The 24,221-nt window shown below is 69.6% G+C and carries 21 protein-coding genes; 15 read left to right on the top strand and 6 right to left on the bottom strand.

What is annotated here, in order from left to right:
- Nucleotides 1-225: 225 nt before the first annotated feature.
- The 4 genes from ITP53_RS18290 (at nucleotide 226) to ITP53_RS18275 (ending at nucleotide 3,582) form a co-directional block, all read left to right on the top strand.
- The gene (locus ITP53_RS18290; protein ID WP_195896612.1) at nucleotides 226-804 is read left to right on the top strand and encodes an IS607 family transposase; all 579 of its coding nucleotides are present in this window, start codon (nucleotides 226-228) and stop codon (nucleotides 802-804) included.
- A complete protein-coding gene (locus tag ITP53_RS18285) occupies nucleotides 797-2,437 on the top strand; it encodes a transposase (RefSeq protein WP_207756088.1) in 1,641 nt (546 codons plus the stop codon). The genes ITP53_RS18290 and ITP53_RS18285 overlap by 8 nt, the downstream gene beginning before the upstream one ends.
- Before the next feature lie 31 nt (nucleotides 2,438-2,468).
- Nucleotides 2,469-3,152: a CPBP family intramembrane glutamic endopeptidase gene (locus ITP53_RS18280; RefSeq protein ID WP_195896611.1), complete on the top strand. Its 684-nt coding sequence runs from the start codon at nucleotides 2,469-2,471 to the stop codon at nucleotides 3,150-3,152.
- Between the two features lie 217 nt (nucleotides 3,153-3,369).
- A complete protein-coding gene (locus ITP53_RS18275) occupies nucleotides 3,370-3,582 on the top strand; it encodes a type II toxin-antitoxin system VapB family antitoxin (RefSeq protein ID WP_195896610.1) in 213 nt (70 codons plus the stop codon).
- Between the two features lie 172 nt (nucleotides 3,583-3,754).
- Here the strand turns inward: ITP53_RS18275 and ITP53_RS18270 are convergent, their stop codons facing one another.
- On the bottom strand, nucleotides 3,755-4,474 hold the full coding sequence (locus ITP53_RS18270; protein WP_195896609.1) for a PIG-L deacetylase family protein: 720 nt from the start codon (nucleotides 4,472-4,474) through the stop codon (nucleotides 3,755-3,757).
- 126 nt (nucleotides 4,475-4,600) lie between these two features.
- Between ITP53_RS18270 and pcrA the strand changes: the two genes are divergently transcribed.
- On the top strand, nucleotides 4,601-6,823 hold the full coding sequence (pcrA, locus tag ITP53_RS18265; RefSeq protein WP_195896627.1) for a DNA helicase PcrA: 2,223 nt from the start codon (nucleotides 4,601-4,603) through the stop codon (nucleotides 6,821-6,823).
- 27 nt (nucleotides 6,824-6,850) lie between these two features.
- Here the strand turns inward: pcrA and ITP53_RS18260 are convergent, their stop codons facing one another.
- A complete protein-coding gene (locus tag ITP53_RS18260; protein ID WP_195896608.1) occupies nucleotides 6,851-7,483 on the bottom strand; it encodes a response regulator in 633 nt (210 codons plus the stop codon).
- Entirely contained in the window at nucleotides 7,480-8,691 is a 1,212-nt protein-coding gene (locus tag ITP53_RS18255) for an ATP-binding protein (protein WP_195896607.1), read from the bottom strand. The genes ITP53_RS18260 and ITP53_RS18255 overlap by 4 nt, the downstream gene beginning before the upstream one ends.
- 113 nt (nucleotides 8,692-8,804) lie before the next feature.
- On the opposite strand from ITP53_RS18255, the gene ITP53_RS18250 reads away from it, so the two are divergent.
- The 8 genes from ITP53_RS18250 to ITP53_RS18215 all read left to right on the top strand — a co-directional run bounded on the left by ITP53_RS18250 (nucleotide 8,805) and on the right by ITP53_RS18215 (nucleotide 18,976).
- Nucleotides 8,805-10,487: a PspC domain-containing protein gene (locus ITP53_RS18250; protein ID WP_195896606.1), complete on the top strand. Its 1,683-nt coding sequence runs from the start codon at nucleotides 8,805-8,807 to the stop codon at nucleotides 10,485-10,487.
- Nucleotides 10,488-10,518: 31 nt separating this feature from the next.
- Nucleotides 10,519-10,704 (top strand): hypothetical protein, encoded by a 186-nt coding sequence (locus tag ITP53_RS18245; protein WP_195896605.1) that lies wholly within the window; start codon nucleotides 10,519-10,521, stop codon nucleotides 10,702-10,704.
- Nucleotides 10,705-10,775: 71 nt separating this feature from the next.
- Complete coding sequence (locus ITP53_RS18240; protein ID WP_195896604.1) at nucleotides 10,776-11,258, top strand: (2Fe-2S)-binding protein; 483 nt, start codon at nucleotides 10,776-10,778, stop codon at nucleotides 11,256-11,258.
- Nucleotides 11,255-13,594 (top strand): xanthine dehydrogenase family protein molybdopterin-binding subunit, encoded by a 2,340-nt coding sequence (locus ITP53_RS18235; RefSeq protein WP_195896603.1) that lies wholly within the window; start codon nucleotides 11,255-11,257, stop codon nucleotides 13,592-13,594. Before ITP53_RS18240 ends, ITP53_RS18235 begins: the two co-directional genes overlap by 4 nt.
- Nucleotides 13,591-14,445, top strand: a complete 855-nt coding sequence (locus ITP53_RS18230; RefSeq protein WP_195896602.1) for an FAD binding domain-containing protein — start codon at nucleotides 13,591-13,593, stop codon at nucleotides 14,443-14,445. Before ITP53_RS18235 ends, ITP53_RS18230 begins: the two co-directional genes overlap by 4 nt.
- Nucleotides 14,446-14,524: 79 nt before the next feature.
- Entirely contained in the window at nucleotides 14,525-15,205 is a 681-nt protein-coding gene (locus tag ITP53_RS18225; RefSeq protein WP_195896601.1) for an SRPBCC family protein, read from the top strand.
- 91 nt (nucleotides 15,206-15,296) lie between these two features.
- The gene (locus ITP53_RS18220; protein WP_195896600.1) at nucleotides 15,297-17,927 is read left to right on the top strand and encodes a bifunctional glycosyltransferase/CDP-glycerol:glycerophosphate glycerophosphotransferase; all 2,631 of its coding nucleotides are present in this window, start codon (nucleotides 15,297-15,299) and stop codon (nucleotides 17,925-17,927) included.
- A complete protein-coding gene (locus ITP53_RS18215) occupies nucleotides 17,924-18,976 on the top strand; it encodes a glycosyltransferase (RefSeq protein ID WP_328814917.1) in 1,053 nt (350 codons plus the stop codon). The genes ITP53_RS18220 and ITP53_RS18215 overlap by 4 nt, the downstream gene beginning before the upstream one ends.
- A gap of 143 nt (nucleotides 18,977-19,119) precedes the next feature.
- Here ITP53_RS18215 and ITP53_RS18210 read toward each other — a convergent pair whose 3' ends face one another.
- The 3 genes from ITP53_RS18210 to ITP53_RS18200 are packed head-to-tail and all read right to left on the bottom strand — an operon-like array spanning nucleotide 19,120 to nucleotide 22,487.
- Nucleotides 19,120-20,160 (bottom strand): sulfotransferase family protein, encoded by a 1,041-nt coding sequence (locus ITP53_RS18210; RefSeq protein WP_195896599.1) that lies wholly within the window; start codon nucleotides 20,158-20,160, stop codon nucleotides 19,120-19,122.
- A 21-nt stretch (nucleotides 20,161-20,181) separates the two neighbouring features.
- Nucleotides 20,182-20,994, bottom strand: a complete 813-nt coding sequence (locus ITP53_RS18205; RefSeq protein WP_195896598.1) for a CDP-alcohol phosphatidyltransferase family protein — start codon at nucleotides 20,992-20,994, stop codon at nucleotides 20,182-20,184.
- Between the two features lie 47 nt (nucleotides 20,995-21,041).
- The gene (locus ITP53_RS18200; protein ID WP_195896597.1) at nucleotides 21,042-22,487 is read right to left on the bottom strand and encodes a glycosyltransferase family 2 protein; all 1,446 of its coding nucleotides are present in this window, start codon (nucleotides 22,485-22,487) and stop codon (nucleotides 21,042-21,044) included.
- 167 nt (nucleotides 22,488-22,654) lie between these two features.
- Here ITP53_RS18200 and ITP53_RS18195 point away from each other — a divergent pair, with 167 nt between their 5' ends.
- The gene (locus ITP53_RS18195; protein WP_195896596.1) at nucleotides 22,655-23,146 is read left to right on the top strand and encodes a GNAT family N-acetyltransferase; all 492 of its coding nucleotides are present in this window, start codon (nucleotides 22,655-22,657) and stop codon (nucleotides 23,144-23,146) included.
- A complete protein-coding gene (gene pseI / locus ITP53_RS18190; RefSeq protein WP_195896595.1) occupies nucleotides 23,143-24,186 on the top strand; it encodes a pseudaminic acid synthase in 1,044 nt (347 codons plus the stop codon). Before ITP53_RS18195 ends, pseI begins: the two co-directional genes overlap by 4 nt.
- Nucleotides 24,187-24,221 lie beyond the last annotated feature (35 nt).

Raw genomic sequence — 24,221 nt, 5'->3', positions numbered from 1 at the left:
CCGCACTCGTCGTTCCTGGCGCGCAATGAATGCACCACGCTCGGCGACTTCGTTCGTGACGCCGGTGCTCGGCGTCCTGCCCCCTGACACCCCGCGCTCGATGTCTTCGCGCCGTCGGCTCCCGGCGTCCTTGAGGGATGGCGGTGGGGCGGGGTTGGTAACTGCTGCCGATTTAGTGTTCATGAGTGACCATCGCTGTTCAAGAGTGGTGTAGTGTTCTGGTCTATGAACCTGACGGAATGGGCACGAGCGCAGGGAATTGCTCCCCGCACCGCGTACCGCTGGTTCCGTGAGGGCACGTTGCCGGTCCCTGCGGAGCGAGTGGGGCCACGCACGATCCTGGTCAACATCGATGCGAACACCTCACCGTCCGTGACCGGAGGCGTGGGTCTGTATGCCCGCGTCTCCTCCCACGATCAGAAGGCGGACCTGGAACGCCAGGTCGCCCGACTGTCCCAGTGGGCAGCGAAGGCAGGGCACACGGTCGTCCGTATCGAGTTCGAGATCGCCTCCGGTATGAACGGCGGGCGCACGAAGGCCCGTCGCCTGCTGGCCGATTCGAAGGTGACGACCGTGGTGGTCGAGCACCGCGACCGGCTGGGCCGGATGAACACCGAACTCGTCGAAGCCGCCCTCGAAGCCGCCGGTCGTCGTCTTGTCGTCCTTGATGACGGTGAAGTCGAAGACGACCTCGTGCGGGACATGGTTGAGGTGCTGACCTCGTTCTGCGCCCGCCTGTACGGTCGCCGCTCGGCGAAGCACCGGGCGAAGAAGGCCCTGGAAGCGGCGGCTGCCGATGAGTGAGCAGAAGAAGAAGCTCCGCGCCATCGATCCGCCGTTCGTGGCGCTCGGGCCGTCCGGTGTGGCGATACGCGACCGCCTGAAGAACCTCACACCCGGGGACGAGAAGGTTCTCCGCGCGGTGGGCAGGCACCTGGGCTCGCTGGCCTCCCGTGACCTCAAGCAGCGTTGCGCGGACGGCTTGGAGCACTCCACCGACACGTGGGCGGCCCGCAAACGGGACCTGACGAAGCAGTCGTCCTCCCGTTGGGCCGGGTCGATCACGAAGGCCACCCACGATCAGTGGGCGCTGGCCCGGCGCTGCCAGTTCGCCCACATCCAGGGCCTTGAGGCCGGTGCTCGCACCCTGATGCACCGCCTGTCCCTGCCCATCGGAGACAAGGGCAGCAAGCGGGCCCCGGGCGGATACCGCAGCGAACACGAGTGGTTCCACAAGTCCCGCCGCCTGGCGACGCTGACCGACCGGCTGGAGCGGGAGCGCGCCGACCAAAAGGCCGGGGTCGTGCATGTGGTGCGCGGCGGGAAACGGCTGCTCAACAAGCGCCACAATCTCGAAAAGGCGCAGCTCACCGAGCAAGAGTGGCGGGAGCGCTGGGAGGCGGAGCGCTGGTTCTTCGCCGCTGACGGCGAGTCCGGCAAGCGGTACGGCAACGAGACCATCCGCGTCACACCCGACGGCGAGGTCAGCATCAAACTCCCGGCGCCGTATGCCCATCTGGCCAACACCACGCACGGCCGATATGTCCTGACGGCCCGCGTCGCCTTCGCCCACCGGGGCGAAGAATGGGCCGACCGCATCAACGCCAACCGGGCCATGGCCTACCGCATCCACTACGACGTGCAGCGCGGTCGCTGGTACCTGACCGCCTCCTGGCAACGCCCTGTCGTCACGACGATCCTGCTGGAGACAGCGCGGGCCAACGGCATGATCGGCGTGGACACCAACGCCGACCACTTCGCCGCCTACCGGCTCGATCGGCACGGCAACCCGACCGGCGACCCGCACCGCTTCTCCTACGACCTCTCCGGCACCGCCACCCATCGCGACGCGCAGATCCGGCACGCCATCACCCGCCTCCTGCACTGGGCCAAGCGTGCCGGCGTGGCCGCCATCGGAATCGAGGACCTGGACTTCACCACCGAGAAGACCCGGGAAAAGCACGGCCGCAACAAGCGGTTCCGGCACCTCATCTCCGGCATCCCCACCGGCAACCTCAAGGCGCGACTCGTCTCTATGGCCGCCGAGATGGACCTGTCCATCGTGGCCGTTGATCCGGCCTACACCTCACAGTGGGGTGCACAGCACTGGCAGAAACCCATCGCCGCGCCCCGCCGCACCACCACCCGACACGATGCGGCAAGCATCGCGATCGGACGACGCGCCCTCGGACACCCGATACGGCGACGGACGGCACCGCCCCACGACGGCCAGAGCGATCGTCGTGGGCATCGGACTGTCCAGGCCGATATCGGTGACCGAGGGCGTGAGGAAACCCGCCGCCCCGTCACGGACCGCGCACACGATGCACGTGCCCGGACGGAGGAATCAAGGAACGCGGGAGACCAGTGCATCCACAACCGTTCGGGATGCGCGCAGTGCCGGGACATGGGTCCAAGACTCACTTCTGATCACTGATTAGGAACGGTGTGGGACGTAGCCTGCAAGGGTGCTGCTTCGGTCGATCGCCATCCTCGCCGCCGCCAACATCATGAACAACAAGATCGCCCCCCGCCTCGGGCCCTTGACCTCCGCCGCCGCGACGGGCGCGTTAGTCGCGATGGCGCGCAGGTCCGGCCTGTCGTGGGAGGAGATCGGGTTCGAGCACGGCCGTCGCGGTGCCGTCGCGGGCGGAGCGCTGGCGGCGGCAGTGGCCGCCGTCTACACCGTCGGCATCGCGATGCCGCGCACCAGGCCGCTCTTCCACGACGAGCGCGCCCTGTCGCTCTCGCGCGCCCGCGTGCTGGAGGAGGCCCTCGTCCAGGTCCCGCTGGGCACGGTCCTGCTGGAGGAGGTGGGGTTCAGAGGAGCCCTGTACGCCATGCTGCGCCGTCACCACGGTACGGCCGCCGCCACGGCGGTCTCCTCGACCCTGTTCGGGCTCTGGCACATCCTGCCGGCCATCGACATGGCCCGCGCCAACCCCGCGCTCGGCTCCCTGACGGCGGGCGAGTCCCCCGGCCACCTCGACACCGCGCGGGTCGTGGCTGGGAGCGTGGTGTCCACGGCGGCGGCCGGGGTGCTGTTCTGCGAGCTACGCCGCCGCAACGGCCTCCTGACCCCGGCCATGCTGCACCTGGCCACCAACTCCCTCGGCTACCTCTTCGCCCGCATCGCCGCCAAGCGCAAATAAGCACCACACGCCGCATCCGTCCTGTGGGCCGACGCTCGAATCCTCCCGGGGATGAGGATCCTTACAAGCCGGGCGAAGATCCGCCACCCGATCATGGAGCGTTCCAGAGAAATATCGTTTCGATGCTCTAACTTCGCCGGGACGCACATCCCGGACTCAGTACCGGCTTGGGAAGTGCGTATATCAAGACCACGAATTCTGATATACGGGAGGTTGTATGCGCTTGGTGGTCGATATCGACAAGGGGCTCCTGGAAGCCGCGCAGCAGCGACTGGGGGCGCCCACCATTGAGGAGACGGTTCGCGCCGCGCTGCAGGCGGTCGTCGACAGAGACGAGGAAAGAGCCAGCGCGATCGAAGCGTTCGAGTTCTGGCGCACCCGGGACAACACCGATCTGCTGGATCCGGAGATCACGAAGGATGCGTGGTAGCCACGGGCGTGGTCTGCCTCATCTGCGTGCGGGCTTGCGCCTGCTGTCGATGGAGGTCACCGGGCAGCCGTCGCTCTGGGTGGTGCCGCCCGGTTCCGTGCCCTGACCGGCTCAGGCCCGTGCCTGGTCTGCTCGGGCCCGTACTCAAACCGACTCGGGCCCCCTGACCGGCTCAGGCCGTGGGGACGACCTGGAAGCCCTCTGCATAGTGGCCCTTGGGGAAGCCGGCCTGTTCGGCCCAGGCCGCGAAGCGGGATTTGACGAATTCCGCGAAGCCCTCGTTGTGTGACACCTGGCTCACATGCGACTGCAAGGCCGCGAGCTTGCGGTCCATGGCGTCGGTGATGTCCACCCAGTGGTTGGGGGTGGAGCCGCCGTTCAGCCACACCTCGCGTACGGTCCACGCCTCCAGACCCTCCTCCTCGACCAGCTCAGGGAAGGCGTACGGGTTGCGGGCGTCGGGGTAGACGGCGTCCAGGGCGGCGCCGCCCACGGCGCGGTGGTCGGGATGGCTGGGGGCGACGAACACGTAGTTGCGGTCGGGGTGGTGCGTGATGACCAGGTCCGGCCTGACCTGGCGGATCACCCGGGCGATGTCGCGCCGCAGATCGAGCGAGGGGACCACCTGGCCATCCGAGTAGCCGAGGAATCGGACGTCCGTCACGCCGACCGCCTTGGCGGCGGCCAGCTGCTCGGTCCGGCGGAGCGCGGCCATGCCGGAGTTGTCGAGAGTGCGCTCGTTACCCCCCGCGTCACCATCCGTGGCCAGCAGGTACGTGACCTCCACACCCCTGTCGACGAACAGCGCCACGCTCCCCGCAGATGCGAAATCGGCGTCGTCCGGGTGAGCGGTCACGACGAGTACGCGGTTGATCTCGGCTTCCGGCAGCATGTCTCCCCTTTTCTGGACCATCCGTGGAACACAACCGGTGCCCCGTCGATGGCATTCCGGGCGCCGTTTGTCGGTGGAGGGTCATAACCTAGGTAGGTGCCGACCCAAGTCTCTGTTGACCACCCCTTGCTCGACGGTCTCAACCCACAGCAGCGCGAGGCCGTGATCCATCATGGCAGCCCGCTGCTCATCGTGGCGGGGGCAGGATCAGGGAAGACGCGGGTGCTCACCCATCGCATCGCCTACCTGCTGGCCGAGCGCAAGGTGCATCCGGGCGAGATCCTGGCGATCACCTTCACCAACAAGGCCGCGCGCGAGATGAAGGACCGCATCGACAAGCTGGTCGGGCCGCGTTCCAAGGCGATGTGGGTGATGACGTTCCACAGCGCGTGCATGCGGATCCTGCGGCGGGAGGCCAAGCGGCTGGGGTTCCCGTCCAGCTTCTCGATCTACGACCAGGCCGACTCGCAGCGGCTCATGGCGATGGTCTGCAGGGAGATGGACCTCGATCCGAAGCGCTATCCGCCGCGATCCTTCTCCGCGCAGGTCAGCAACTTCAAGAACGAGCTGATCGACTACGAGACCGCGATCGACAAGGCGGGCTCGCATCTGGAGAAGACGCTCGCGCAGGCGTACAAGGCCTATCAGCTCAAGCTGACCGAGGCCGGCGCGATGGACTTCGACGACATCATCATGAACACGGTGACGTTGTTCCAGCTCTTCCCCGAGGTGGCCGAGCACTACCGGATGCGGTTCAGGCATGTGCTGGTCGACGAATACCAGGACACCAACCACGCGCAATACATCCTGATCAGGGAGCTGGTGGGGCATCCCGAGTTGCGCACGGCGGACGGCGACGTGGTGCGCGCCGGGGCCGACCAGTCGGAGCTGTGCGTGGTGGGCGACGCCGACCAGTCCATCTACGCGTTCCGCGGCGCGACGATCCGCAACATCCTGGAGTTCGAGCGCGACTACCCCGACGCCAGGACCATCCTGCTGGAGCAGAACTACCGCTCCACTCAGAACATTCTGGCCGCCGCCAACGCCGTCATCTCGCGCAACGAGTCGCGCAAGCCGAAGAACCTCTGGTCCGACCAGGGTGACGGCCCCAAGATCGTGGGATACGTCGCGGACAACGAGCACGACGAGGCCATGTTCGTGGCGCAGGAGGTCGACAGGCTCAGCGACGAGGAGGACGTCAAGCCCGGCGACGTCGCGGTCTTCTACCGGACCAACGCCGCCTCGCGCGTGTTCGAGGAGATCTTCATCCGCACCGGGCTGCCGTACAAGGTGGTCGGGGGTGTGCGCTTCTACGAGCGCAAGGAGGTCAAGGACCTGCTGGCCTACCTGCGGGTGCTGGCCAACCCGGCCGACGTGGTGTCGCTGCGGCGCATTCTCAACGTGCCCAAGCGCGGCATCGGCGAGCGCGCCGAGGCGACGATCGAGGCGCTGTCGTCGCGGGAGCGGATCTCGTTCTGGGACGCGCTGCGCCGGGCCGACGAGGCGTATGGCATGGCGACGCGCTCGCTCAACGCCGTGCACGAGTTCGTCGCCATGCTGGAGGAGCTGATCGCCAAGGCCGCGGGCATGCCGCCGTCGGCGCTGGCCGAGGAGGTGCTGGTGGCCACCGGCTACCGCGCCGAGTTGGAGGCGTCGGAGGATCCGCAGGACGAGTCCCGGCTGGAAAACCTCAACGAGCTCATCTCCGTCGCATCCGAGTTCGAGGAGGCCAATCCGGAGGGGACGCTGGTGGAGTTCCTTGAGCAGGTGTCGCTGGTGGCCGACGCCGACCAGATCCCCGACGCGGACGGCGGGCAGGGGGTCGTCACGCTGATGACCCTGCACACGGCCAAGGGCCTGGAGTTCCCCGTCGTCTTCCTCACGGCGATGGAGGACGGGGTCTTTCCGCACATCCGGTCACTGGGCGAGCCCAAGGAGCTGGAGGAGGAGCGGCGGCTGGCCTACGTGGGGATCACCAGGGCGCAGCAGCGGCTCTACCTCACGCGGGCGGCTGTGCGCAGCTCGTGGGGGTCGCCGTCGTTCAACCCGGCTTCGCGGTTCGTGAACGAGGTCCCCGGGCAGCTCGTCGACTGGCGTACCGATCCGGAGAAGTCGGCCTGGAGCGCGGCCACCCGGCGGGAGCCCGCCGCCCGGCCGGCGCCGAAGAGCGGTGGCGGGCGCACGGTGCCCTCGCTCACGCCCGGCGACCGGGTCTCGCACGACGCGTTCGGGCTGGGCACGGTGGTGGCCGTGGACGGGGTGGCCGAGAAGACCAAAGTCAAGATCGACTTCGGTAGTGGCGGGGAGAAGACGCTGCTGCTGGCGTACGCGCCGCTCGAAAAGCTCTGATCGAGCCGCTCGCCCCCAGCCGTGCGGTCAGACCAGGCGGCGGGCGGTGGCCCAGCGGGAGAGCTCGTGGCGGTTGGAGAGCTGGAGCTTGCGCAGGACGGACGAGACGTGCGTCTCCACCGTCTTGACCGAGATGAACAGCTCCTTGGCGATCTCCTTGTACGCGTACCCGCGGGCGATCAACCGCAGCACCTCGCGCTCCCGCTGCGTCAGCGAGTCGAGCTCCGGATCGATCGACGGCGCCTCTGAGGACGCGAACGCGTCCAGGACGAAGCCGGCCAGCCGCGGCGAGAAGACCGCGTCGCCCTCGGCCACCCGCCGGATGGCATCGGTCAGCTCCTTGCCGCTGATGTTCTTGGTGACGTAACCGCGCGCCCCGCCCCTGATCACGCCGATGACGTCCTCGGCGGCGTCGGAGACCGACAGGGCCAGGAAACGCACCTGGGAGCCGGCGCCCAGGACGCGGCGCAGGACCTCCTGGCCACCGCCGCCGGGCATGTGCACGTCCAGCAGGACCACGTCGGGCTGGTGTTCGGCGATCGCCTTGACGGCCGTATCCACGTCCTCGGCCTCGCCCACGACCTCGATCGAGTCGCCCAGCTCGGCGCGTACGCCGGACCGGAACAGCCGGTGATCGTCGACGATCAGTACGCGCGTCATGCCTTCTCCACCTTCATCGTCAACATCACTTCCGTGCCCTCTCCGAGCGAGGTGCGGACCCGGGCCGTGCCGCCGTGACGTTCCATTCTGCCGATGATGGACTCCCTGATCCCCATCCTGTCGAGCGGCACCGCCTCGAGATCGAACCCCTTGCCACGATCCTTCACGAAAATCGTGACTTCTTCACCCTCTACTTCCGCGTAGACGGAAATAGATGGACTCTCAGAGTATTTGGCCGCGTTGACCATCGCCTGCCGGGAGGCCTTCAAGGTGGCGGCGAGCTTGCCCGCCGAGTCCAGGCCGATGTCGCCGACGCAGACGACCTCGATGGGCACGCCGTGCGCGTCCTCCTCCTCCGCCGCGATCCTGCGTACGGCGGCGGCGAGCGAGACGTCGGCGTCCTGGGCGGGCTGGTAGAGCCAGTTGCGCAGCTCACGCTCCTGGGAGCGGGCCAGGCGGGTGACCTCGCGCTGGTCGTGCGCGACCCGCTGGATCAGGGTGAGCGTGTGCAGCACCGAGTCGTGCACCATGGCGGCCACCTCGGCGCGCTCCTCCTGCCTGATGCGCTCGCGCCGCTCCAGTTGCAGCTCTTTCCACAGTCCGGCCAGCCAGGGCGCGGCGACGACCGCCAGGCCGCCGACGACCACCACGGTGAACAGCAGGCTCTGGCCGGCCTGGGCCAGTTCGCCCTCGGCGGCGAGGAAGCCGATGGCGCCGACGACGACCAGCACGACGCCGAGCATCGTGCGTACGCGATTCTTCCTGATGCTGAGCGCGGCGCCGCTCACCCAGTTGCGGCGGCGTTCAGGATCGGCCTGCTGCCAGAGGATGAGCGCGCCGATGCCGCCCACGGCGAACGGCAACATGCCGATGCCGCCCTGCGACGCCCCCGTGAGCCACCCGAACGCGGACAGCGCCACCCCGATCGCGGTGAACGCGGCGAGCTGGCTCCAGTCCCGCTGCGGCGGCTGCCCCTGGTACGGCTGCCGCGGCGTGACCATCCACAGCACGGCGTAAGCCACCATGCCGACCCCGTCAACGACGACGCTGAGCAGCACGAACATCAGCCTGACCACCACGGGGTCAAGCGAGATCTGCGTCGCCAGCCCCTGGGCCACGCCACCGAGCAGGCGGCCCTCCATGGGGCGCTGCATCCGGCGATACGGTGTGTCGCCGCTGGGCTCGGCGAGTGTCTTTTGGTCAGCCATAGCATGGCCATAGTCACACGTCGCGGGCGATGCGGGCATCAGGGAACAACCCCCGGGTCGGGTCAGGGGTGTCCCGGATGCGGGCACACCGCTCGTAGGTCCACGATGGTGTCATGACAGAAGCTCCGCCCAGTCCCCCCAGAGTGCTGCGACGCAGCAGCGAGGGACGCTTCCTCATGGGAGTGTGCGCGGGCCTCGGGCGGTACACCGGCATCGACCCCGTGGTCTTCCGCGTGGGCTTCGCCGTGCTGCTGTTCGGCTCGGGCGTCGGACTGTTCCTGTATCTGGCGGCGTTCCTGCTGATGAAGGAGCCGAACGGCCGGCCAGGGATCATCGAGCAGTGGACCCGCCGCGACTTCGACGCCGAGGCCGTGATGGCGCTGCTGACGGCGGTGCTGGCGTTCGGGCTGGCGATCAACCTGGCGACGGTCTGGCTCGGCACGGGCACGCTCGTGGTGGCCGTGTTCCTGGCCGTGTCGCTGCTGGCCGCCCACGCCAGCGGGGTGGACCTGCTCGGGCTGGCCCGCTCGATGCCCGAGCGGCTCACCCGGGGCAGGCGCGAGGGCGAGGAGGAGATGGCGCCGCCGCACGCCGGTCCCGAGTCCACCTCTCCCGTACGCCCCACTCCCCCGGTCCGGCCCGCGCCGACGGCCGCACCGAGCAGGTTCCCTGAGCCTCCCGGCCGCCGGCCGATGGAGGACGTCCCCACACCGCTCGCCGGCGAAGAGCACACCCACGAGCCCGCCGATGAGCCCGAGCGAGACCTCCCGGCCGACGAGCCCGGACGGCACATCCCGGCCGACGCGCACGCCGTCACCGCCGAGCACCCGAACCGCCCAGCCGCCCCGGACACCCCAGCGACCCCGGACAACCCGGCCGCCCCGGACAACCCGGCCGCGTCGGACAGCCCGGCCGCGTCGGACAGCCCGGCCGCGTCGGAGACCGTGCCCGCCGAGCACCGGGCAGGCGCGGACGCCCCGACCACCGAGCACCCGGTCCCGCCGCGCCGGCCGCCCGCCTACCGGCCCCAGCCCAGGACCGCGGTCGACTACACCAGCTACGGCGAGCCCTTCGCGCCGAAGGGCCCCTACCGGCCGCTGGACCCGGCCCGGAGAGAGGGCTACTCGCCCTACGACCCCGTCCTGCACGGCGCCCCGGTCCCCAAGAGGGGGAAGAAGCAGCGGCCCAGGTCGTTCATCGGCGTCATCACCATCCTGCTGGCATTCATCATTGGAGGGATCGTCGTGGCGGTCCAAGCCAGGTCGGCCGCCGGAGTGAGCCCGACCATCGTCGGCGGCGCCATGCTCATCACCATCGGCGCCGGACTGCTGGTCGCGGCCTGGTGGGGGCGCGGCGCCGGACTCGTGGCCGCGGGCACCACGATCGTGCTGATCGTGGGCTTCGGGCTGATGCTCGGCGGCGTGCCGAGGAACATCGGCGAGTCCGCCTGGCGCCCGCTCAGCCTCGCGGAGACGAGCAGACTCTACGACGTCGGCATCGGCGACGGCAGGCTGGACCTGTCGGAGCTGGTCCTGGCGCCGGGGGCGAGCACCACGGTCAACGCCTCGGTCGCGGTGGGCGAACTGGTCGTGATCGTGCCGCCGACGGTCAGGGTGGAGGTGCACGCCTCCAACAGGGTCGGCGACATCAAGCTGGACCAGTCGATCATCGGCGGCGTGGACATCCGGCGAGACAAGGTGCTGGAGCCGGAGTTGCGGCCCAAGGGAGAGGTGTCCACCATCGTCCTCAACCTGAGAGGCGGCGTCGGCGACATGGAGGTGCGACGTGCCGCGTGAGGCGACCGAGCCCGCCGAACGGAGTGAGGCCATGAAGACGCAGCTCCACAGGACCGACTGGATGGCGCTGCTCAGCGGCATGTTGTTCGTAGTTCTGGGCATTTTGGTGGTAACACGCGCGATCACGGATCCGCTGGTCCTGATCGGCGTCATGGTGCTGGGATTGGCGTTCGCGGGGCTGGTTGCGATCATCGCGAGGGCGGTTCGCGGTAAGTGACCCTTGACCGCGAATAGCACAAGCGTACGGTCGGGAGTGTCCGCCTTTCCCCTGCTCCTGAGGGAGGACGTATGCCCCGAATCACCGTCACCGTCGACGGGACCACGTACGAGGAGGACGTCGAGCCTCGGCTCCTGCTCGTCCACCTACTGAGAGAACGACTGGGCAAGACCGGCACACCGGTCGGCTGCGACACCAGCAACTGCGGTGCCTGCACGATCATGCTGGACGGCCAGAGCGTCAAGAGCTGCTCCGTCCTCGCCGTGCAGGCCGACGGCTGCGACGTCGTGACGATCGAGGGCCTGGGCGTCAACGGGTCGATGCACCCGATGCAGCAGGCCTTCCACGAAGAGCACGCGCTGCAGTGCGGCTACTGCACGCCCGGCATGGTCATGGCCGCGATAGACCTGCTCAAGCACGACCCCGAGCCGTCCGAGGAGACGATCAGGCAGGGCTTGGAGGGCAACCTCTGCCGCTGCACCGGCTACTGCAACATCGTGCGTGCCGTACGCCGGGGCGCGCAGGAGATGGGACAGGCGGTGAGCACGCCGTGACCATCCAGGAGGCCGAAGTTGGACGGCCGAGGAAGCGCAAAGAGGACGCCAGGCTGCTGACGGGGCGCACGCGGTGGACGGACAACCTCTCGCAACCGGGGATGCTGCACGTGACGTTCCTGCGCAGCCCGATGGCGCACGCCAGGATCACCAGGGTCGACGTGTCGGGGGCGCGGGAGCTGCCCGGGGTCGTGGCGGCGTTCAGCGGGCAGGACTTCGCGGCCGAGCAGGGCAGCCTGCCGTGCGCGTGGCCGGTCACCGAGAACACCGTCGTCCCCGACCACCCGCCGATGGCCGTCGCGGAGGTGCGTTACGTCGGTGAGGCGGTGGCCTGCGTGGTCGCGACCGACCGCTACCGCGCGGCCGACGCCCTGGACGCCATCGACGTCGAGTACGAGCCCCTCCCCCCGGTGCTCGACATGCAGGAGGCGCTCACCGAGGGCAGCCCGAAGGTGCACGAGTCGGGCAACCAGGCGTTCACCATGAAGACGACCTCGGGTGACATCGAGGCCGCGTTCAGGGACGCGCCCGTGGTGATCGACCGCACGTACATCCAGCAGCGGCTCATCCCGAGCGCCATGGAACCGCGGGCCGTGCTGGCGGGCAACGACGGCGACGGCTTCACGATCTACACGTCCACGCAGATCCCGCACGTGCTGCGGGTGATGCTGGCCGTGGTCACCGGCATCCCTGAGCACCAGATCCGGGTGATCGCGCCCGACGTGGGCGGCGGGTTCGGCTCCAAGCTGCAGGTGACCGCGGAAGAGGTGCTGTGCCTGCTGCTGACGAGGAAGCTCGGCAGGCCGGTCAAGTGGACCGAGTCCCGCTCCGAGGGCAACCTGACCGTGCACCACGGCCGCGACCAGATCCAGCACCTGCGGCTGGCCGCCGACGCCGACGGGCGCATCCGCGGGCTTCAGGTCGACCTGCTGGCCGACATGGGCGCCTACCTGATGCTCATCACGCCGGGCATCCCGATGCTCGGCGCGTCCATGTTCAACGCGATCTACAAGATGGACGCCTACGAGTTCGGCTGCACGGGCGTGTTCACCACCAAGGTGCCCACGGACGCCTACCGCGGCGCGGGCCGCCCCGAGGCGACGTTCGCCATCGAGCGGATGATGAACGAACTGGCCGCGGAGCTCCGGCTGGACCCGGTGGAGGTACGCAAACGCAACTGGATCAAGCACGAGGAGTTCCCCTACGCCACCGTCTCCGGCCTGACGTACGACTCGGGCAACTACGAGGCGGCGACGGAGAAGGCCATGTCGTTGTTCGGCTACGACAAGCTGCGGGCCGAGCAGGCCGACCGGCGTGACAGGGGCGACCCGGTGCAGCTCGGGATCGGCGTCAGCACGTACACGGAGATGTGCGGGCTGGCCCCGTCCAGGTTGCTCGGCGAGGCGAACTACGCGGCGGGCGGCTGGGAGCACGGCGCGGTGCGCATGCTGCCCACGGGCAAGGTGGAGGTCATCACCGGCACCTCGCCGCACGGGCAGGGACACGTGACGTCGTGGAGCCAGATCGCGGCCGACGCGCTCGGTGTGCCGTTCGATGACATCACGGTGCTGCACGGCGACACGGCGATCGCGCACAAGGGCATGGACACGTACGGGTCGCGCTCGCTCGTCATCGGCGGCGTCGCGGTGCTCAAGGCGTGCGACAAGGTCAAGGACAAGGCTCGCAGGCTGGCCGCGCACGTGCTGGAGTGCTCCCCCGACGACCTGGAGTTCGAGGCGGGCGCGTTCCAGGTGCGGGGCACCGAGTCGCGCAAGACCATCCAGGAGCTGGCCTTCGCCGCTTTCACGGCCCACGACCTGCCCGAGGGCGTGGAGGCGCGGCTCGACTCGGAGGCCACGTTCGACCCGGAGAACTACTCCTTCCCGCACGGCACCCACCTGTGCGCGATCGAGGTCGACACGGAGACGGGCATGGCGAAGATCCGCTCGTACGTGGCGGTCGACGACGTCGGCAAGGTGGTGAACCCGCTGATCGTCGAGGGCCAGGTGCACGGCGGCATCGCGCAGGGCGTGGCGCAGGCCCTGTTCGAGGAGGCCGTGTACGACGCCGAGGGCAACCTGCTGACCACGACGATGGCCGACTACCTGCTGCCGTCGGCGGCGGACCTGCCGTCGTTCACCCTGGACAGGACCGAGACGCCGGCGACCAGCAACCCGCTGGGCGTCAAGGGCGTCGGCGAGGCGGGCACGATCGCCTCGACCCCGGCCGTCGTGAACGCCATCGTGGACGCCCTGCGCCCGCTCGGCATCAACGACATCCAGATGCCGTGCAGCCCGGAACGCATCTGGCGGGCACTGGAAGGAGTACGGCGATGATCCCCGCGCAGTTCGACTACGTACGTCCGGACTCGCTGGCCGAGGCCTCCCAGGCGGTGGCCTCGGACGAGGACGCCAAGGTCCTGGCCGGCGGGCAGTCGTTGCTGCCGCTGCTGCGGATGCGGCTGGCGTACCCGTCGATGCTGGTCGACGTCGGGCGGCTGGACGAGCTGAAGGGCGTGCACGATCGCGGCGACCACGTGTTCATCGGCGCGCTGGCCACGCACGACGAGGTCATGCGCTCCGGCGCGGTGACCGCCGGCTGCCCGCTGGTGGCGCTGGCCGCGGCCACGGTGGCGGATCCGGCGATCAGGCACCGGGGCACGTTCGGCGGGTCGCTGGCGCACGCGGACCCGGCGGGCGACCTGACGGCCGTGGTGCTGGCGCTCGACGGCGTGTTCGTGGCGGGGTCGGCGGACGGAGAGCGGGAGATCCCGGCCACCGAGTTCTTCGTCGACTACCTGGAGACCTCCCTGCGGACGGGCGAGATCCTGGTCGGGGTGAAGATCCCGAAGCTGGGCACAGGCTGGGGCTTCCACTACGAGAAGTTCCACAGGACCGCGCAGGCGTGGTCGATCGTCGGCGTGGCGGCGGCCGTCAAGCGTTCCAACGGCACGATCTCCGAGGCCAGGATCGGGCTGACGAGCATGGGGCCGACGCCGCTGCGCGCCCGCGCGGTCGAGGCGGCCCTGGAAGGCATGGAGCTGGGCGACCGGCTACGGCAGGCCTGCAGGGAGGCGTCGGCCGGCACCTCACCACCGGCCGACCTGCACGCCCAGCCTGACTACCGCAGGCACCTGGCCGAGGTCCTGACCCACCGCGCGGTACGCACGGCGGCCGGATCACCCTGACTCCGTGCAGGGGGGCGCCTCTTCCGGGGCGCCCCCGCCCCGACGTAGTGTCACAGTCAGCGGGAGAAGGAGCGGATCGATGGCGATGCGGTTCGAGCACGAGTTCACTGTTCCGGTTCCGATCGAGCAGGCCTGGGCGGTGCTGCTGGACGTCGAACGGGTCGCGCCCTGCCTGCCCGGGGCGTCACTGGACGTCTTCGAGGGCGACGAGTTCACCGGCAGGATGAAGGTCAAGGTCGGGCCGATCACGGTGACCTACCAGGGCACGGCCAGGTTCGAGGACGTCGACAAGGACTCCCACTCGCTCGCCATCCAGGCGTCGGGCAAGGAGGCCAGGGGCTCGGGCACGGCCTCAGCCACGGTCAGGGCGCGCATGACGCCGAGCGAGGGGGCCACGGCGGTGACCGTGGAGACGACGTTCAACGTGACCGGGCGGCCCGCCCAGTTCGGGCGTGGGGTGATGGCCGAGGTGGGCGCGAAGCTCATCGACAAGTTCGCCGGCAACCTGGCCCAACTGCTGTCGGAGTCCACCGTGGAGCCGGCCCCGCAGGAGGAGGAGCGGCACCTGGCCGCGGTGCCCGCGCCGGAGGAGGACGTACACCCCACGGGCACGCTGCGCACGTCCCGCACCCCCGACGAGGAGGCGCTCGACCTGCTGGAGGTCGCCGGTCAGCCGCTGCTGAAGCGGGCGGCGCCCATCGCGGGCGCACTCGTCGCGCTGCTGGTCATCATCTGGGTGATTCGTCGGCTTACGCGCTGATTTTCGGCAAACACTCAATCAAGTCCGGACACTTCCTATAGGCAGGGGGAAAGTCCCATTCCGCGGGGTTGGACCAGCGGGGGGACGTGGGATGCCGGACTGCACCGTTGTCGTGATCTCTTACAACGACGCGGCTCGCCTGCCGAGGGCCGTACGTTCCGTGCTCGGCCAGTCGTTGCACGACCTGGAAGTGATCATCGCCGACGACGCCAGCACGGACGGGACCCCCGAGGTGGCCTCCCGGCTCGTGGCGAGCGATCCGCGCGTCCGTTACCTGCGCAGACAGGTCAACAGCGGAGGATGCGGCGCGCCGCGCAACGACGGGGTGGACGCGGCGGCCGCGCCGTACGTGATGTTCCTGGACAGCGACGACGAGTTGCCCAGGCACGCGTGCAAGAGCCTGCTCACCGAGATCGAGCGGACGGGGGCCGACTTCGTGTCGGGCCAGATCTCGCGGCTGTTCGAGTCGGACGGGCGGCTGCTGCCGTACTACCCCTCGTTGTTCGCCAGGCGGCGGGTGGTCGAGGGGATCCGGGAGGAGCCCGAGCTGTTCCTCGACTGCTTCAGCACGAACAAGATCTACGACGTGCGCTGGCTGCGCGACAACCTGCTGCGCTTCCCCGAGGACATCTACTACGAGGACCACGTCTTCGCCGCGGAGCTGTACGCGGTCTCACGCAGGTTCGCGGTCGTGCCGTGGGTGGTCTACCTCTGGCACCGGGCACGGACGAACACCTCGATCTCGCTCAGCATCGACGACCTGGACAACGTGCGGCAACGGCTGATCGCCGCAAGGCAGAGCGACGACCTCCTGCGCGCGTACGGGGCCGAGGACCTGGTGCCGCACAGGCAACGCCGGTTCCTGCGGCAGGACCTGCGGGTCTACCTCAACCCGCTGCCCGCGCGCGACCTGGTGTGGGTCAAGGAGTTCGCCTCGATCGTCCGGCCCTACCTGGAGGAGATCCCTGCGACGGTGCTGGACGGGATCGAGCCGCTGCACCGGGTCTGCTGCGGGCTCATCCTCGACGACCGGGCCGAGGACCTGCGGGTGGCGGCCGCCTCGCTCACCGGGCCGAAGGCCCCGCCACGGGCGGCGGTGCAGCTCGACGGGCGGACGTACTGGGGCACGTCGGCCTCCCCGTACATGGACATGACGAAGCTGCGGATGGCCGAGTTGCCCTACACGGCCTCCAGGCTGCGGCACGAGGTGTCGAGGATCGTCTCGGACGGCGAGCGGGTGCGGATGACCGTGCGGACCTTCGACCCGTTCGGTGTGCTGCCGCTGGACTGGACGGCGTTCCTGCAGCTCGGCGGCCGGCGGATCCCGATCACGCCGGAGCCGTCCAGCGACGGCGGGTACGTCAGCCAGGTCACCTTCACGCCCTCGGGCAGATGCGATCCGCGCATCGGCTTCACCCGGGCCTCCGACGGGCACACGACGACCGACCGGCTCATCGCCGACCCGCGCGTCGAGCCGATCGAGCTGCCCGGCGGCACGGTGCGGGTCGAGGGGTACGCGTCCTACCTGTGCGTACGGCCCGGCCCCGGCGTGCGATCGCTGTGGCGACGGGTCAGGCGGCGGCTGATCAAGCGGTTCAACACGCCGAGGAACAAGCTGCGGGCGTACAAGGTGCTGATCAAGGTGGTCCCGCGGCGCGGGGACCTGGCCCTGTTCGAGTCCGACGTCGGCAAGAGCTACGGCGGCAGCCCGCGCGCGATCTACGAGGAGCTGCGGCGGCGCTCGCTGCCGGTCGAGGTGGTGTGGTCGGTGGCAAGGGGACGCGGCAACTTCCCCGGCGACGTACGACTGGTGCGCCGGGGCAGCTGGCGCTACGTCTGGACGATGGCCAGGGCCGGGATCTGGGTGGACAGCCACGGGTTCCCGCTGGACTACCCGAAGCCGCGCGGCACGCGCTACCTGCAGACCTGGCACGGGCAGGGGATCAAGTCGATCGGGTTCGACGCGCCCGACCTGCGGGCCGACTTCGACAAGCCGCGCAGGCAGTGGCGGGCCGCCGTCGCCCGCTGGGACGCGCTGGTGTCGCCGAGCGCGGAGTTCTCCCGGCTGTTCCTGCCGTCCAACGGCTACGAGGGCAAGGTCTACCGGTACGGCACCCCCCGATGCGACGCCCTGGTCAGGGGTGCGGCCACGGGTGACGTGCGCGAGCGGCTGGAGATCCCGCTCGGGCGGAAGGTCCTGCTCTACGCGCCTACATATCGGGACTGGGCCAAGGGCAGCGGCCGGTCGGTACGCGCCGACCTGGAACTGATGGCCGACGAACTGGCCGACGAATGGGTGCTGGTGCTGCGTACGCATCCGGTCGAGCGCTACCACCCGCCCGAGCACCTCAGACACTTCGTCCGCCCCGCCTGCTCCTATCCCGAGATCAACGACCTGATCCTGGCCTCGGACGCGCTGCTGACGGACTACTCGTCGGTGATGTGCGACTACGCCATCACCGGCAAGCCGATGGTGTTCTACGTCGACGACTGGGACGACTACCGGCTGTCCGAGCGCGGCGTCTACCACGACCTGCCCGCCATCGCGCCCGGCCCGTGCGTCTCCACGACTGAGGAGCTGATCAGCGTGATCAGGGCGCTGCCCGACCTCCACGCCGCCTACGCCGACCGGTACGCGGCCTTCCGCAGGATGTGGTGCGCCGACGAGCGGGGCACCGCCGCGGCCCGGATCGTGGCCGACTTCTTCGAGGAGCTCCGGTGAGCGTCGTCTTCACCTGCATGGACGCCGACACGCTGGGCGGCGTCCAGCAGGTGACGCACACGCTCGCGCAGGGGCTGGCCGAGCGGGGGCACGAGGTGCACGTGATCGGGCTGCACCGGGCCGCCGCGCCGTTCCGCTACGTGGACCGGCCGCTCTACCACCACCACGTGATCAGCCGGGCGCCTGACCGCCTGGCGCGCAGGCCGGCCGACCGCAGGCTGAGGAAGCTGTTCGGGGCGATCGGGCCGGGCTACGCCGTCATGACCTCCCCGTCCGCGGTGGCCAGGGTCGCGGGGCTGCTGCCGGCCAGATTCCGCCAGGTCGGGCAGTACCACGGCTCGTACGACCACGCCCGCGGCTGCTGGCACCTGGCCTCGATCAGGAAGCACTACCCCCGGCTCGACCAGGCGGTGTTCCTGAGCGAGGACGACGCCTGGCTGTTCTCCGAGCACGCCCTGCTGCCCAACACCTGGGCGCTGCCGAACCCGCTGGCCGCCTGGCCCGCCCAGCCCGCGTCGCTCGACGCACCCCGGGTGCTCGGCGTCGGCCGGCTGGAAGGGGTAAAGCGGTTCGACCGGCTGATCAGCGCCTTCGCCCGCTCGGGCGCGCCGCCGCCGTGGCAGCTGCACCTGATCGGCGACGGCGGCGAGCTGGAACGGCTGCGCGCGCACGCGGCCGGGGAGGGCGTCGGCGACCGCGTGGTGTTCCGCGGGCTCGTGCCGGCCGCGCGCATGCCCGCCGAATACCTGAACGCCTCGATCCTGGGGCTGACCAGCGAACACGAGGGCCTGCCCATCGTCCTGCTGGAGTCGGCCGCGCACGGGGTGCCGTCGGTGGCGTTCGACGTGTCCGGCGGGGTGCGGTCGGCCGGGCCGGTGCTCGTGCCGCCCGGCGACGTCGAGGCGTTCGGCGCCGCGCTGGCGGGGCTCATCGACTCCGCGGCGGACCGGCGGCGGCTGGGCGCCGCCGCCCGCGCACGAGCCGAAACCTTCCACCTCGACCACGTACTGGACCGCTGGGAATCAATGTTCAACCACGTCGACCGCTGAAGCGGCCTCCCTCGGGGGGCTTCGCCCCCCAAGTGCCCCCCATAAAAGGCTTGGTCCGCTGCGCGGGCGTCTTACCGCCTCAAGGGCTTCGCCCTCGAGGCCGAACCCGCGGTCTGACCTTGGAGGGCTTCGCCGCCTGTGGGTCAGACCGCGGGTTCGGTGAGCTCGGACCGCTGGTGTGGGATGCCGGCGAGGGAGCGTTGGCCCGAGGTGAGCATGGCCGCGACCGGGCTCGGCTCGCGGAGCCGGTTGAAGCGGTCGCGTACGTGCTTGCGCATCCGGCTGGCCTTGCGCTTCTGCATGGTCTTGTGGCAGGTCGCCACGTACTCCTTGGCCGGCTTGGGCGCGCCGCTGAGCTCGTAGCCCATGGCCTCCAGGCGGTCGCCGAGCATGTGCTCGCACAGCTCGATCTCCCAGGGGTCCAGCCGGTTCGCCCAGCTGCCGATCCGGCTGCGGGTGACCTCGCCGTGGGTGTTGCTGTGCCAGACCTTGTGCTGCGGCACCGCCACGCTGGCCGCCTCGCGCGGGGAGACCATCGACGGCGAGAAGTCCTCCTCCAGGAAGTGGCAGAGCTTCTTCAGCTCGGTCGCCGGGTCGTCGGTGAGGTCCTCGTAACGCAGTTCGTAGTACGTGTCCGCGGCGAGCGTACGCTTCAGCCGGCCGCCCGCGTCGATGGCCTCGGCCCAGGTGGAGACGGCGTGGAAGGAGTCCAGGGTGAACCAGGGCATCTCCTTCAGCGAGGCCACGCAGTCGCGCCCATCCCTGATCAGGTGGATGAACTGGGCGTCGGGGAAGAGCCGGAGCAGCATGTCGACCTGCTTGACGTAGCTCGGCCTCTTGTCGCCCCAGCGGGCCTTGTCGAACCGGTCGGCGTACATGCGGAAGGCCGTTCCGATGACCGATCCCAGCGAGCCGGGCCCGTCCATGACCTGCTTGACGAACTCGTCCTTGTCGATCTTGAGCTCGCGGAACTTCGTGCTGCGTTCCGTCGCGATCCACTGCGCCAGGGCCCGCCGGCGCTGGTCGATCCGCAGGTCGCCCCAGGCGCGGCGCCGGTAATAAGCGGGAACGAGGAAGCGCGTCTCCGGCGGCACCGCCATCCGCGGGTGCGAATGGAGCATGAGCTGGAGCATCGTGGTGCCGGAGCGCGGGCATCCGATGACGAAGACTGGCCTGTCGGACATTTCGTACTAACCCCCGAAAACTTAGACGAGTACGTGTTCTCGGCTCTCCTGAGAGGAGGCCACGCGGTGCCTGCGCGTGAAGCGCCACATCCGGTACACCAGGAAGATCTCGTTGACCAGCAGCAGGACCCCGGCCAGCACGGAGAGCGGGATCAGCGCCCATGCCCCCGCGAGGGGCGCGACCACGAACACCGCCGCGTGGAACTCGATGCCACTGATCAGGTGCGAGCGGACCCGGTGCCGGGCCAGGAACCTGTTGAACCGCTTGGGGAAGCTGCGCCCCCGCGGCAGCCGCTCCAAACGCTCCTGTTCCAGGCGCTCCAGCTCCTGAGCCGTGAGCGGGCCCAGCCGGGCCTCCCTGACGATCTCGCGTACGCGCTTCATCTGCGGCGCGTTGACGTACCTGAACAGGTCGAGCACGGCCACCGCCGCGCCGAGCAGGATGAACCGCACATCCCCGGTGAGGGCGTACTGGCCGTATGCCAGCCCCGCGGCACACAGGACCACCCTCACCCGGTCCCCCACGTAGTCGAGCCAGAGCCCGAAGGGCGTGCCCGTGCCCTTGAGCCGGGCGATTTTGCCGTCCACGCAGTCGATCATGAAACTGAGATAGAAAACGCAGGCGCCTGCTACGAGCTGGTTCGTCCCGAAACAGACGGCCGACGCCATGCCGAGGACCAGCGACAGCACGGTGAGCGAGTTGGGCGTCAGCCGGGTGCGGTTGGCCACGGGGAGAGCGACCCGGCAGGCGACCGGGTCCACGAAATACACGGTCCACCAGGAGTCTCTCCGCTTGCGTGTCTCGTAGACGTCATCGAGCGAATAGGTCCTCATGGATCCAGCATGGACACGCAACGCGCTCGAACGACCACTGTCTGGAACTACTGGGTGATGTCCATGCCGGTTCTTGACCAACCCGGCACGGAGAACCGCCACGCCGCCTTTCTGTCGCCGTCCCTGCACCAGTCCTTGAGCACGAGCTCGCGCGTCTCCGCACGCACCATGAGTTTCCAGGTCGGCCCGCCGCGGGCGAGCCTGGCCGGATCGATGGCCGCGACGACCCCATGGCGGCCGGAACGGCGCACCTCCAGGGGGACCCGGCGGCGGCGGCCCTCGCAGAGCCACAGGCCCACCTTGCCGACCCGGCGATCGACCCGGTGCATGGAGACGTGGGCACGCAGGCGGAACTCGGTGCCCGTCCACTCGCACTCCTCGACCTTGGCGATCAGCTTGATCTCGTCGCGGGCGTCGAAGACGTGGTCGGGGATCCGCAGCCGGCGGTCGCGGAAGAAGGGATAGTCGCCGTACCACTCGGTGGTACGCAGCCCGCGCGGCACGATCCTGGCGGCGTCCACGCGGGCGCGGCGGAAGTCGCGTACCGTGCACAACTCCCTGATGAGACCGCGGCCGAGCAGGTGCAGTTCCAGGCGGCGCAGCGACGGCGCGGTGGCCAGCGACTTCGCGCCCAGCGTGGCCACCCATTCGTGGGCCAGCTCCAGCAGCGCCGCCGGCCGCTCGCTGTTCTCCAGCGCCTGGAACAGGAAGATGATGTCCTTCTCCAGCACCAGCGCGTCGAAGCCGTCGAGCAGTTCGGGCGCCCGCTCCTCCAGGAAGCCGCGGACCGCGCGGATGGCGATCAGCCGCTCGGACAGGTTGGCCGCCTCGGCCCGGCGCTGGGTGATCGAGGTCTCCCCCTCGTCGCGCTTGCGCCAGTGGTAGACCACCTCGCCCACCATGTCCACGCCGGTCGCGAGGACGTGGGCCTGCATGGCGACGGGCACGTCCTCGTACATGCCGGCGGCGAACCTCAGGCCGCAGCGCTCCCAGAAGTCGCGGCGGTAGACCTTGTTCCAGACCGTGCGATCTCTGACGAGCACCTGCTTGTCGGTGATGTGGGTGCACAGCTGAGGCCGCCTGAACACCTTCTCGTGCAACGTCGACTCCTCCAGCACGCCGTCCACGAGCCGTCCCACCGCGCCGCACGCGAGGTCGGAGCCGGTCTCCGCGAGCTTGCTCACGAGCGACTCGTACGCCCTCGGCGGCACGACGTCGTCGCTGTCGGCGAAGGCCAGGTAGGTGCCGCGGGCCTGGCGCACCCCGGCGTTGCGGGCCGGCCCCGGCCCCTGGTTGCGCTGCTCGATCAGCACGAATCGGCGGTCGCGCGCCACGAAGTCCTCGGCGACCCGCCTGCTGCCGTCCTCGGACCCGTCGTCGACCAGGATGACCTCCAGATCGTCCAGCGACTGCGCGGCCAGCGACTTCAGGCACTCGGTGATGTAGGGCTCCACGTTGTAGAACGGAACCACGATGCTGAGCAGGGGGATCATGCCGAATCTCTCCTTGTGTCCTGGAGTGGGTCTCGGTGGGGTCGGGTGGGGGTCGAGGGCAGCATGCCTCGCGGTACGCGCCGGAGGTCCGTCCCTGATCAGCTCTTTACCGGACGCATAATCCGCTACGTTGTGCATCGAGACCGGCACGAAGAGTAGGGGGAGCTGTGCTGCGACATGTCCAGGAGGACGACCTGCCCGTCATGCGCCGATGGCGCAACCACCCGCGCGTGCGAGAAGTGAGCTTCAACACCCACCCCATCGCGGAGGAGGAGCACGCGCGCTGGTGGGAGGGCGTCCGCGCGGACGACGACCGGCGGGTGATGATCTACGACCACGAGGGGAGCGCCGCGGGCGTGGTGACCTTCAACGGCGTGAAAAGCGACATCGCCTACTGGGGCTACTACCTGGACCTGGACGGTCTGGAGCAGTCGGGGGCACTGCTGCGGGCGTGGGTCGGCCTGGAGCGGGCGGCCATCGAGCACGCCTTCGGACCCCTCGGGCTGACGATCCTGCGCGGGTCCGTGCTGTCGGACAACGAGGCGGTGCGGTGCCTGCACCGGCGGTTCGGGTTCGCCGAGGTGGACACGTACCAGCGCGTCATCGACGGGGTACGCCGCGACATCGTGTGCGTCCAGCTCACGAAGGAGGACGCGTGATCTCCATCGCCGGGCGGGCGATCGGGCCCGCTCATCCGCCGTTCGTCGTCGCCGAGTTGTCCGGCAACCACGACGGCAGCCTGGACCGGGCGCTGTCCATCGTCGACGCGGTCGCCGCCTGCGGGGCGCACGCGCTGAAGCTGCAGACCTACCGGCCGGACACGCTGACCGTCGACTGTGACGCCCCGGCGTTCCGGCTGGGCGACGACCACGAGTTGTGGGGCGGGGAGACTCTCTACCGGCTCTTCGAACGCGCCCACACACCCTGGGAGTGGCACGAGCCGATCTTCGAGCGGGCCCGCTCGCACGGGCTCGTCGCCTTCTCCTCGCCCTTCGACCCGACCGCGGTGGAGCTGCTGGAGAAGCTGGGCGTGCCGGCGTACAAGATCGCCTCTTCGGAGATCGTGGACCTGCCGCTGATCCGGCTCGTGGCCGCCACCGGCAAGCCGATGATCATCTCCACGGGGATGGCCTCCGTCGCGGAGATCCACGCCGCCGTGGCCGCCGCCCGCGCGGCCGGCTGCACCCAGCTCGCCGTGCTGGCCTGCACGGCCTCCTACCCCGCCGATCCCGCCGAGAGCAACCTGCGCGCGCTGCCGCTGCTGGCCGGGCTCACAGGCGAGATGGTCGGCGTCTCCGACCACACGCCGGGGATCGGGGTGCCGCTGGCGGCGGTGGCGCTGGGCGCCTGCCTGATCGAGAAGCACGTCACGCTGTCCAGGAGCGGCGGCGGGGTGGACGCGGCCTTCTCCCTGGAGCCTGACGAGCTGGCCGCGCTCGTGGTGGAGAGCGAGCGGGCCTGGCAGTCGCTGGGCGGCGCGGTGATCGGGCCGCGCGAGTCCGAGCGGGAGGGGCTGCGGTTCCGCCGCTCGCTCTACGTCGTCCGCGACGTACGCGCCGGCGAGCCGGTGACCACGGACAACGTACGCTCGATCCGGCCGGCCGGCGGGTTGCCGCCCGACGCCGCATCCGAGGTGCTGGGACGCCGTTTCGCCCACGACGTACCGCTCGGCACCCCCATGAGCTGGGACCTGATCTGAGGGCCAGACCCTGAGTGCCAGCAGGCCGTCCTGGT

The sequence above is a fragment of the Nonomuraea cypriaca genome, from assembly GCF_015645445.1.
GTDB lineage: Bacteria > Actinomycetota > Actinomycetes > Streptosporangiales > Streptosporangiaceae > Nonomuraea > Nonomuraea cypriaca.
This window is presented reverse-complemented; position numbering and strand designations above follow the sequence as displayed.